Genomic DNA, 4664 nt, shown 5'->3' on the forward strand with positions numbered 1-4664 from the left:
TTAGTTTACATCTCACGCTACTGCAAGTTGCTAACAAGTTTTTATTGTAAAATGGAAGTAGCAAAAATAGAATTGTATGTATCTGTAGGAGCCAACATAGAAATAATAGCATGTAGAGATATCGATACCAGATTCTTATCATGAATAGTTGGACTGGAATTTACTACTTCTGTGTTATTTTGATAAAGAATTAAGGTTGTACCACCTGCACTGATTTCTCCGTTGGAGTAAGTGCCGGTCTAGTATTTTTTACGAGTGTGTTTTCGACAATAGGTAGAACTTGTTACGCAGTCCCTAAGTGCCCATCATTAAAGCAATCTGCTCCAGTTGAAACAGCATTTAAAGAGCTAAACATTGCAAATTAAGATACACATATTAAGTCATTAGATATAGAGCAATTAGGTATTTGAAGAATACGAAAGGTCCTAAAGCACTAGAATTGTTTAAAAAAATCACTCAACAGGCAAAACTTTTCCAAAACTCTAATCACACGAACAAGAAACAAAATTACCCTTTAAAACAAAGTCAGCTTTCGCTGACATGACTACTTCAGATATCTCATATAAATATAAATAAAGTATGGGTTATTTATAAGTATAATTCGTGTATTTACTCTCGTATTATACACCCTGTACCTCTAATAATAAAGTAGCGTAAATAGTTTTAGCCTTTTAGTGCGAATATACCTGCGATGGAGGGCGCACCAAAATTCCATAAACACCTCTACTAATAATAAAAATAATAGAAACGGATACATATCAATTTAAAATGGACTGCGACTCCTTTAGATTACTAGGAAAAAACAATTTTATCTTATAATCAAAACCTAAATTCGGAAACAATTAAAGTTAAAAATGAATCAGTGATAAGCTTCTGTTTTGCATCATCGATGCACCTTCGCTTACTTTCCATCGTATTTCAATTGTATCTGTTGGATCTAGAATTGAGATAATAGCGTGAAGAGTTATTAGCGTTGGAGTTATACTATGAATTGTTCTACTCGTGTTTACTAATTCTTCTCCATTTTGGTAAATACTATACGTAGTATTATTTGCAGTCATTTTTGCATCTAATGTTGTAGCAGCTGAATATTTTTCACCATAATGTTGTCCTCCTGTAGTAAGGGCTCCTAATGAAGTAGCTACATTTCCGTCAATCGTTGAGTTTGCGCCACTTGCAATTGCACCGGAAGCCGTAAACATTGCAAACGTTGACAAGATTCTTAAGTCGAGAACACTATCACCAGTTGGCATATTAATAATGGAATTAGCTCCTATAGATAATGCTCCAGAATTGGTAAAAACTCTTCCCTCAAGTCGGGAATCTGCTCCTAAACTAATGGCACCTGTACCTGAAACTAAAGATCCTTTTATATTTGAATTGGCTCCTGTATCCATAGCCGCATCAGACACCCAATAAATATTTCTAGCTTCTGCACCGTTTATAAGAACAACTTGTCCATTCGCTCCTGCACTAAAGGCACCGGTACCTCTAATAATAAATAAAGAGTCGCTATCATTATCTCCGTCTAGTGTAAGTGTGCCAGCTAAAGAAAATGCTCCTGTAAGATCATACACACCTGCCTGTAAAGTTTCATCATTTCCAAAGGCAGGAATATGTGTGGTATCAGTTGCTAAGAAATTTCTCAATTCTTGATAGATCATATTTACATCAATATTCCCTTGAGCAGCCGTAAATGGTTGATCACTTTCGCTATACATTTGGTTTGCGTTAAATGTAAGGGAGTAAGTTCCTATTTGAGGCGTTAAACTCATGCCAGGTATTACTGCATTATTTATAGAACCTGAGATAATATTATCGCCTTGACTCACTACATTATTGATTAAATTTTGTTTTGTTTTAGTTCCACTCCACAATGGCGACCTGGCATCGCCCAAATTAATTTGTACGTCGTTTAATGTAGTATTAAAAATCATTAAACCATTGGCCGGTTCCTCGATTAAATCTCTTTGCACAGAAGTTAATCTAGGCATTAACATCCCCTTGCTTTTTGATTTAATATCGAGTACCGCGGATACGTCTGGACTTTTTGTCCCAATTCCTACTTGAGCATAAAGATTGCCAAAACTCATCGAAACAACAAGTAGTAATAAAAAAGAAACGTTATTTTTCATATTGTAAGAGATTTCAAAGATAAAAATATCAGTATTTAATAAATTTTATTGTCAATTTAAAAATAATTGGTGCTTGATGCATCGTGTTGGTGAAAAGCTGTGATCATAACTGCATCACTTAATTATTATTAAAAACATAATTTAAAGATGTACAAATAAGGTTTTCAGCGGGTTAATAACACGTAAAACGAACCAAAAGGCTATAAATATCTCGAAATTTTGCGGCCGCGAAATTAGTCTAAATTCTACAATAAAATATAAAAACTACAGAAACTTTATAAATGAAGTTTTAGGTCCAGTTTAAGGGCTAAAAAAGAAGGTGAAATAAAAAAAAATAAGGGAAACACATTTATTTAGGAGTGAGGTTTAATGCTGTCTTTTAAAATTTAAAATTAATTTATCATTTAATTTTATTTGCCAGAATTCATCCAAAACTCTATTCTAAATATTGAAAAGGAACAACGAAGATTTTGCTCCAGCGTGAGTATATATCAATTCCCTTTTTAATAATTGAAAACTCTAAAAGAAAGAAAAAGAGAGAAGATGTTTTCTTTACGTTAATATAAAATCACCAAGGCTTTAAATATATTTCATAATGACTCTAAAGATTTATTTTAGATGATGTGATCTCCTCATATTTTGTTTTGTACCATAAAATGTATGTTCCAATATTTTCAAACGCGTTTCTCATATAAATAGCTCTCTAATCGGCTCCATTTTATGTGAATTTTATACGGGTAATATATTTGTTATTGTAAAAATTATTTTAACGATAAAAATTTAGATTACAATGAACTACAGCTTTTATTGTTTTAAATCGCTACGGTTCCCTTGAGCTATTATTTGAATCAATATGCTCCCAGTTATTTAAGAGTTAAGTTGCTTAGATAAAGTTATGCACTTAATTATAAGTTTACAAATGCAGCGTTTAGGAATGGAAATAAAACAGTAATACCATCATTATAAAACCTCGATATTTGAGTGTTCAATCTCCTAATGCATTAATTTTTAAGCGACAATAGCTTTATTTCCATAAAGCAATGAAAATCGAAAGCACAATAGGTCAAACATATACGTACACATGCCTATATCCTTAATGGGCAGATTTTAATCAATTCTATTTGTTTTTCAGATAACTAAAAAAGGTTCTTCAAAAAAAATACGTGATTGATTTGTTGATAGAAATGATTTTAAGTCATAATTTTTTACCCAAGGGATGATCAAAGTAAAGGACATAATCTATGTGACATTAATTCCATTTTACAAAAGAAACATGTATGAGATGTTTTAGTAATACGTCTTAAAACGAATAGGGTCTTTGAATCTATTGAAAATGAGAATTCCTTGATGTTTTAAATTAAGATATTTTAAAAATAAACTTGTCATATTCATTAGCAACCAGGCCTATATCAAAAATTGCTACTGGGCAATTGCGACTAGTTCCTGCATATGAACCTACATAAACAAGTTGATTAAGACGGTCATAACTTATTTTAAAGCTATAAAACAAAATTTGCATATCATGATTTTTATAGGAAGAAGCTTAAATATTATATAATTTTAAAGCGAAATAACTTCGATCGCTTATTTACTAATTCCGTTTCCTATTAAAATAAATACAATTAAAGTTTATGTTTTCTAATTTGGAGGAAAATAAATTGTGTTCCACCTACAGACGAACCATAGAGATTTATGTTACAGATTAATAACAGTAAGTAAAAATTTAAAACACTACTACAAGAAGAATCAGTTTTTAAAATACACCTATTCTTTTGATAAAATCAATATTGACATCTGTATACAAGGTGTAATAATTAATGAAGCTTGATGAGTTGTAATAAGGTTAGTATGGTAGTATAAAGGTTTATTACAACCTCTTTCCATTTTTATCGATGTGATGATTATCGCCCAAAAGGCTTCCGTTTTGAATAATAACTTTTGCTGTGCCATCTGGGGTAAAAGAACTCACCTCGGAATATGTATAAGTTATAATTAATTCGCCAGTAACATCTATAAACCCCCATTTTCCAGATTCTTCTGTTTCCATATCTTGATCTTGATCTAGCTGAACTGCTGCCCTGCCGTTATAAAAGGAGTAGGATTCGAAATAGGTATAAGGAATTACCAGAGTTCCTTTTCGGTCGATAAAACCAAACTTTCCATTTTTCTTAACAGGTGCCAGGCCGTCACCAAAATAACCAGCATCTTCATATATAGGAGGAATCACTAGGGTACCAGCAGTATCAATGAAACCATGTTTACCTAGCATCATAACAGCGGCAAGACCATTACTGAACACTTTGACATTTTCATAATCTAATGGTACCACCACTTCTCCTTGTTTATTTATAAAGCCTAACCTATTGTTCTTTGAAACCTTTGCAAAATCTGCTCCATAAAAGGCATCTGCCCAGTCAAACCTTTTTTTTAGATTTAGTTGAAGCACTCCTTTTCCATTAAAATACATAGATGCACCGTCATATGTTTCAAAAAGAAACCACTCATTTCGATCATTCTCCTTGAGTTGAC

General features: G+C 32.2%; 2 protein-coding genes. Both read right to left on the bottom strand.

All coding sequences use genetic code 11. The features are described from left to right. Positions 1 to 848: 848 nt before the first annotated feature. Complete coding sequence (locus ACJAX4_RS22265; RefSeq protein WP_435791633.1) at positions 849 to 2135, bottom strand: ice-binding family protein; 1287 nt, start codon at positions 2133 to 2135, stop codon at positions 849 to 851. A 1867-nt stretch (positions 2136 to 4002) separates the two neighbouring features. Continuing rightward, a partial coding sequence (locus tag ACJAX4_RS22270) for a WG repeat-containing protein (RefSeq protein WP_435791634.1) occupies positions 4003 to 4664 on the bottom strand: 662 nt, incomplete at its 5' end.

Origin of the sequence: Clostridium sp., from assembly GCF_051278035.1 — a bacterium.
Taxonomy (GTDB): domain Bacteria; phylum Bacillota; class Clostridia; order Clostridiales; family Clostridiaceae; genus Clostridium_AD.

Excerpts from the sequence above, each read along its gene's own strand:
- ACJAX4_RS22265 (WP_435791633.1), bottom strand. The coding sequence starts at position 2,135 with ATGAAAAATAACGTTTCTTTTTTATTACTACTTGTTGTTTCGATGAGT.